The 6,982-nt window shown below is 56.3% G+C and carries 7 protein-coding genes and 2 pseudogenes; 3 read left to right on the plus strand and 6 right to left on the minus strand.

Annotated features, from left to right (window positions below):
* From VMU57_RS21520 to VMU57_RS21530, 3 genes and pseudogenes are all read right to left on the minus strand, one after another.
* Positions 1-500 (minus strand): annotated as a pseudogene (locus tag VMU57_RS21520) (urocanate hydratase); the annotation flags it as partial.
* 46 nt (positions 501-546) lie between these two features.
* On the minus strand, positions 547-684 hold the full coding sequence (locus VMU57_RS21525; RefSeq protein ID WP_325387200.1) for a hypothetical protein: 138 nt from the start codon (positions 682-684) through the stop codon (positions 547-549).
* Between the two features lie 42 nt (positions 685-726).
* Complete coding sequence (locus VMU57_RS21530) at positions 727-885, minus strand: aromatic amino acid lyase (protein ID WP_325387210.1); 159 nt, start codon at positions 883-885, stop codon at positions 727-729.
* Between the two features lie 126 nt (positions 886-1,011).
* Between VMU57_RS21530 and VMU57_RS23230 the strand changes: the two genes are divergently transcribed.
* A complete protein-coding gene (locus VMU57_RS23230) occupies positions 1,012-1,314 on the plus strand; it encodes a transposase family protein (RefSeq protein ID WP_414648703.1) in 303 nt (100 codons plus the stop codon).
* 29 nt (positions 1,315-1,343) lie between these two features.
* Positions 1,344-1,682, plus strand: a pseudogene (locus tag VMU57_RS21535) (transposase); the annotation flags it as partial.
* Positions 1,683-2,254: 572 nt separating this feature from the next.
* Here the strand turns inward: VMU57_RS21535 and VMU57_RS21540 are convergent.
* The 3 genes from VMU57_RS21540 to VMU57_RS21550 form a co-directional block, all read right to left on the minus strand.
* Entirely contained in the window at positions 2,255-2,581 is a 327-nt protein-coding gene (locus VMU57_RS21540; protein ID WP_325387202.1) for a hypothetical protein, read from the minus strand.
* Positions 2,582-2,939: 358 nt separating this feature from the next.
* The gene (locus tag VMU57_RS21545) at positions 2,940-3,134 is read right to left on the minus strand and encodes a hypothetical protein (protein ID WP_325387204.1); all 195 of its coding nucleotides are present in this window, start codon (positions 3,132-3,134) and stop codon (positions 2,940-2,942) included.
* An 82-nt stretch (positions 3,135-3,216) separates the two neighbouring features.
* Entirely contained in the window at positions 3,217-4,116 is a 900-nt protein-coding gene (locus VMU57_RS21550; protein ID WP_325387206.1) for a tyrosine-type recombinase/integrase, read from the minus strand.
* 429 nt (positions 4,117-4,545) lie between these two features.
* On the opposite strand from VMU57_RS21550, the gene VMU57_RS21555 reads away from it, so the two are divergent.
* The coding region (locus tag VMU57_RS21555) for an AAA family ATPase (protein WP_325387208.1) at positions 4,546-6,982 on the plus strand (2,437 nt) is incomplete at its 3' end.

Consider the following 6,982-nt stretch of genomic DNA (forward strand, 5'->3'; position numbering starts at 1 on the left):
ACGGTCAAGGTTCCAGTCAGAGAGCCGCCGAAGTGCTGGCGGGCACACTCGGCGAATATCTCGTGGGTTCCCTGCAGGATCCCCTGCGTGCCAATGTAGATCCAGCTTCCGGCGGTCATCTGACCGTACATCGTCAGGCCAAGATTCTCGAGCCGACGGAACTCGTCCCAATTAGCCCACTGTGGCACCAACATGGCGTTGCTAATCAGCACACGCGGTGCCATCTCGTGGGTACGAAAGACCGCGACCGGCTTGCCCGACTGCACCAGCAGCGTCTCGTCATTCTTCAGCGCTTTCAGCTCACGCACAATTGCGTCAAAGCATTCCCAGTTGCGCGCTGCCTTGCCGGTGCCACCGTAGACGATCAACTCGTCTGGCTTCTCCGCGACGTCTGGGTCGAGGTTGTTCATCAGCATGCGCATGGCCGCCTCTTGCTCCCAACCCTGGCAGCTCAAGGTCATACCGCGTGGCGCGTGAATCTCACGATGTTCCAACGCCATTACACTCGTCTCCTCACCGATCGCATATTGAAGTGCATGATGCCGATCACACCGTTACGGAAAATTCCAGCAGGCAGAATTCGCCCGCGCTGATCAGCGCGGCGACCCGCTCGATATCGCCCGAAAGGACCCGGTCGCTCCCCAGTCGCGGTACATCGGCGTGCAGCCGCTCGACGGCCCTCACCACACCTCGGCCGGCCTTGAGCGGTTCATGCTGGCCAACTCCCTATGCCGCGCAGAGCAGCTCGATGGCAACCACCCGCGTGGCGTTGGCAATGATGCTTGCCGCGCCTCGCGCCGAGATCGGCCCCATACTCACGTAATCCTCCATGCCGGCGGAGATCGGAATCGGATGGGAAGCAGAGCGGATTGTCGGTCGCGATATTGATCTCGATCTCCAGCACTTTGCGCAACAAGCCTCGCCACATGATACGGCTCTCCCGAGCTTTTGGTGACGCCAGCCATGCGATAATGGGTGCCTTCCCGTCTAATCCGCACCAAGGTCATGGCCATGGCACCCAGAACCATCAATCCGGACCCAGCCAGCTTGGAACTCAGCGCCGTCTACTCCGAGGCTGATGCGATCACGATCAACCTTCGGACATGCCGCACGCGTGTGCCCTGTCCTGACTGTGGCCAGTTAACCGCCCAGATCCATAGCTGGTATCAGCGTAGCTTCGCGGATCTGCCGTGGCAAGGCCTTTGGACCTGCTCGCATGACGGATGTTGCTGGCGAATTCAGGGCTTGCAGATCCGGGGACCCAATGGCCGGGCGGCGAACTCATTCGCTAGGATGAGAGAACGTTCGTTCTGACGTCGCTGCCGTTACCCCAGGAGATCCCTATGTCCCGTCACCCGACCGATGTCCGTACGATCCCGGCAGAAACCGTCCGTGTGGCCCAGGCTGCCTTTCCGAAGGGGACGGCGTACCTGCGGATGCGCGACACTCTCGGGCCTATCTCTGTCGATCGCGACTTCGCGGGACTCTTTCCGCGTCGTGGTCAGCCAGCCGAGTCACCCGCGCGTTTAGCGCTCGTCACGCTCATGCAGTTCGCCGAAGGGCTTTCCGATCGTCAGGCCGCCGACGCGGTCCGCAGTCGGATCGACTGGAAATACGCCTTAGCGTTGGAGCTGACCGACCCCGGCTTCGATGCGTCGGTCTTGCGTGAGTTCCGCGGGAGGACCGGCGCCTGGCGCTCGCGTTGGACCTGTTGCATGGTCGCGGCCACGCGCGCGGGCGGGTGAACCGGGAGGACATAGACGGGAAGCTGCTCCTCGATCTGCAGCGCCAGGAGTCGGTCCAGGACGAGGGTGAGCACCTCATCCGGATCCTCGATGTCGACGATTGTCGTGAGATAGGTCGCTTCTGGGTCGTCGATCCCGGCCCGCAGCGTAAACGTTGCCGCGGGATAGCGTGCCAGAATCGTGTGCTCAAGCTCGGCAACGACCTGTTGTCTGCGGGGATCAAGCGCCCGGGCGGGGGATGTCTCGGGTCTTATGATCGTTCACCTCCGGTTTGGATCGCGGCTACGAAGGTCTGGGTGCGCCGGACCGCTCGCCGTGCTTGGACGTCGGTGACCCAATGTCGTTCGTAGTCCGCGGTGTTGCGCAAGATCTGGGAGAGCTGTCTGGCCGGGTCCGTTTAATGAAGCCCGGTTGATATTTTTCAACCGGGCTTCATTGAACGCTCATGAGGTTTGGAACACTCAGCTTACTTGGCTCTCGATCAAGTAGGCGATCGCTTACCGTCGCCGCTAAACACTGGCTAACGAATGCGCTGGTTCGTCTACAAACAGAGCGTCCTCCGTAAGGATATTTCCACCCCGCAGCATAAACGACAGACCCAAGGACTCTGCTGAAGGTAGAAATACTTCAATCGCACGACCAACGGCAGATGGCATATCCTCTGCCTGCACCGTAAGGCGAGCTCCAAAGGTGTGCTCACGCACATTCAGAAACGTCACCGGATCCAGTACCTCAGGTCGACTCTCGAGAATCGAAAGCAGTTCATCGACCACGTCTGCAAAGGCATCAACTGGCCTCACCAGCGCAGCTTCTAGTGAGACTGACCACGTTGTCATGTCACCGGCCTTCCCACTGAAACCCACCTCGCCGCATCTCTGCGACGGCATTCCGTAAACTACGTCGATCTGATGGGGTTCCGGGCACAATTACGATAGTGTCTCCATCCGGGGCATAGCAGCGCCAATGTCCCTTCTTCGTACGCTCAACGCGCCAACCTTGTTTCTCTGCGGCGTCGAGCAACTCCTTAACTTCATTTGTCATGCCACCAACCTACTAGTTTACTTTTACTCGGTGACATGCATCCTACACCACAATACGTACATGCTAATAGCCCACAGGTACAAAAATAAATTCTAACTCCGAAACCGAAAGCCGAGAACGATCAGGTAGACCCAACCCCACGTGAGACGATCTTCACCGGAACTGACGTGCTGGCAGCGTTGTCACCGGATGACCAGCCGCTTCGAAGAACGTCGCGACCGTCTTAAGGGTCTGCACCAGCGGTCGATCGGCATCCGGCAGGACAATCAGCACAGCTCCGTGGGGGAGGGCATTCGCCATCTCCTGCCAGCGCGCCTTGTATACCAGAAGATTACCGGGTACGAGCACCAGGTTGTCGCATCTGACGCCCGGTCTCCGGAGTGCTCGTGGTGGCTGATTGAATCGTCGGTTCTTCATCGTTGTTGGTCCGTTATAAACTCGTCTGCTCCATGACCTTCCTGGCGTTCTGTCTTCCCATATGCACATAAATCTGCGTCGTGTTGAGATTGGCGTGCCCGAGCAATTCTTGCAGCTGGAAGGGACTCACGCCCCGCTCCGCCTTGTAGGTGGCAAAGGTGTGTCGCAACGAGTGACAGCTCACCTTCTTGGTGATGCCGGCCTTGCGGCAGTAGCGCGTGACCAGCTTGCGCACCCCGCGCTCGGAGATGGGATCGCCGTCCCGGTTGAGAAACAAGCGATCGGAGAGGACGTCGGGCCGGACCGCCTGGTAGCTCCGCAGCGCCTGAATGGCCTTCTTCTCCAGCGCGATCGAGCGCGCCACCATGCCTTTGCCTTCCCGGACCTGCAGCACGTGCCCTTCGAGGTCGACGTCATCGAGCCGCAGGGCACACAGCTCCGAAACGCGCACGCCGGTCTGCAGGAAGACCTGGAAGATGGCGTAGTCGCGCGGCTTGCCGCCGGCCAAGGAGAGCAGCTTGGTGTACTCATCGGGTCGCAGGTAGGTGCGACCGGTGCGCTCTTTGTGGGGGGTCTCCACACCGGTTACCGGCGACTTGGCAATGAGTGCGTGGTCTTCGAGAAAGCGGAAATACTCCCGCAAGGCCGCGAGCTTGCGGGCACGGGAGACGCCGGAGAGCTGCCGGCTGCCGAGGTGGGCCAGGTATTCGGTCAGATCGACGCGTTCGATCTGGTCCGGTCGTTTGATTACTACGTTCGTCTGGTGGATCCAGGTGATGAACTGGCCGACGTCGGTCTGATAGGCGCGGATGGTGGCTGGACTGCGGTTCTTGCCGGCTAAGGCACGGACAAAGCCCTGGAGCGCCGCTTCCAGGGTGAGGGTGGTCGTTGTCGGTGCGGTTGGTGTGTTCATACGATGTTCCGGTTGCCTCCTGTGCCCTCACGATAGCAAACCGGGGCCGCGCCCCTCAAGCGCCGGGGCGGCGAAAATCGGGTTCCGATAACCAGGACTGAATTCTATTATATGGAACCAAAAACGGGGGTACAAGGGGCAAAAGGTTCTGAGAAGCGGGGTTACCGGAACTTGTTCATGTTTTCTGGCAAGCTCGAAGGCGTTGAAGGACTAAGTGTCAGATCAATCGAAGCTTTTATTACGTCATCGACTTCACCTCTTGCAGCGGTATACTGTGCTTGAATGTTCAGAACGAATGATCTAACAGCAGGAATCAAGGAACAACATATTCCCGAAGTATCTCTTCGGAGCGCAGGGGCAGCACAACGTCAACGTTGCCTGGCCTGGAGTCAAACATCCTATCTGGAACTAAGAAACGGAGCTTGATGAATGAAAATAGCGAAGGTGTTGTTGAGATGGTACAAGTCGTTCAACATTAACTATCTCGGTTACGCGGATCGACATGCTAACACCGTACGACGTCCTTGGAATGGTTTGGGCGTTGATGAATCGATGGCCCAAGATTTTCCCTTCATTGAGATCCCAATTGAGCGCGACATCACAACGATTGTCGGAGGTAACGAAAGTGGGAAATCACACCTGCTGAGCGCAATCAGCAAGGTATTGACTGGTAAGGGTATCCTTGACGACCGCGACTATAGCCGGAGCTTTAGCAGAACTGATCTCTGTCACTTCGCCGCTCTTCGAAATAAGAATGCGGACTTGTGGCCGAATATTGGGCTTCAGTTCGGCGATATAGATGAGTCCCAGTATCGTGAAATTCTCCGCGCAAGTGGAGTTGAGGGCAAATCTCATTTCAAGTACGCCCCAGACGTTGCGCTCACGCTCGTGCTTGCTCCAGATAATTCGGATACCGAAGCCTACCTCTTTGTTTCGACTTCCACGGAACCAGTTCGCCTGACCATTGATCAGCTAGCAGGCGTCCGGAGGTATCTTCCCACGTTGAAATTCATCAAATCCGATCTAGCTATCGCAGATCAGGTTACCCTCGCCGAATTATCCTCAGGTTATGGTCTCGAGCAGGATGAATTTTTTGGGCTTCCACTCTACGATTTCGATGCTGGGCAACAAGCCGCAGCGCTCGTAGAAAAGCTTTCCCCTGACACTCACGGAACGTTCACACTCTCTGAACAGATGATCCAACTACTGACCTCGGTAAAAGAGTCGCTACACAAGCAGTCAGATGGTAGTCAGAATACTGGAAGACTAGAGGCTCTCCTGTTTCGAGATGTACTGGGCATTGAAGCCAAGACGATAAAGCTGCTCGCCGGTTTGGATCGACGTGATCGTGGTTACATCGAAGGGTTGATAGCTCTTTGGAATCAAGAAGTTGAATCGACGCTCAATCTGGCCCATTACTGGCAGCAAGACGAAGCGTTCTCTCTCAAGGTTAACTATAAACAGGGGACATTTTTCTTCGAGATCTCCGATAAAACTGGCTCCATTTACACGTTTCGCGAGCGAAGCTCGGGGCTCCGCTACTTCCTCAGCTACTATATTCAAGCCAAAGCACTAGAAGGAATCCGTGCTGAGAGAGGATCGATCATCCTCATGGACGAGCCGGATTCGTTTCTCTCAATCATCGGGCAAAGGAATCTGCTATCCGTCTTTGAATCTCTGGTCGGAGCGGAGACCTCGCGTGGAACAACGCAGTTGATCTACACCACACACTCACCTTTCCTCGTGAACCGAAACTTTCCTCACCGAATCCGCCTTGTTCGAAAAGGAGACGCCGAGGAAGGAAGCCAATTTGTCGACCAAGCTCGAGTGCGGCGCTATGAACCTATACGATCGGCGCTCGGAATCGACTGTGCTCAAACGCTATTTATGGGTGCAACAAACCTACTTTTGGAAGGACCCACAGATCAGTATCTGCTCTCCGAACTGATCCGCTTTTTTGTTACGCCTGATACGGTGAGTGACTACCTCGACTTGAATTCGGTGGTGCTCGTCTCTGCTGAGAGTGCTCCTGCCATTGGGCCACTCTTGCAGGCATCTCAATGGTCTGACGAGCCAATACCAGCAACCGTCGTACTGCTTGACGGGGATCAAGGCGGCCGGGAGGTTCGTGACCAAATCATTGGTAAGGGCCGTAAACAAAAGAAGCTCATTAATGAGGACTCGGTTCTCCTGATCACGGATTTGTGCTCGCACGGTTCTGAAACCCACAGAGTTGTGACGACAGAGGACATCCTCCCCGTAGAGCTGTACCGACGGGCCGTCATCAAATACGTTTGTGACTGGCATCCCGAAGTCCGCAAGAAACGGCAACAGGACTTGGAGAGACTGGTTAATGCAGAGAACTTCGCTCAACAAGGGCTGGTCGCTGGGGCACGGGAAGTGTTCGCTCAGATACTGGGCTTACCGAATCAGGAGTATGACAAGTTCGGGGTGCTTCAAAAACTGATCGAAATCTTATACGGGCCCGAACCGGAAGAACTCCAGGCGGTAGTCGACGAAACTCGGGAACGCGTTCGGGCCATATGTCAGGCACTTCGCCGCAAGATTGAACTAAGCCAGCAAGCGGTCAAACTCGAGACTGGCACACAAGCACTCCACCGAATTATCGGGGGGTTCCTCGTCCAGCATAAGAACTCCTCGTCAGTCACAGAAATGGAAATACTTCTCGAGCGGATTGAACGTGAGGCGGCAGCCCTCGGTGATGATGCTGATCCCCTTAAAACAACAGTAGCTCGTCGTCTGACTGAAGTCCGAAAGATGAAGTCCGAGAGGCAAAATAGGGTGATAAACGATCAATGGAAGTATTGGGAAGACGCGCTCGAAGCAATGAGACGTAACCCGTTAG

The sequence above is a fragment of the Edaphobacter sp. genome, from assembly GCF_035532915.1.
Classification (GTDB): Bacteria; Acidobacteriota; Terriglobia; order Terriglobales; family Acidobacteriaceae; genus Edaphobacter.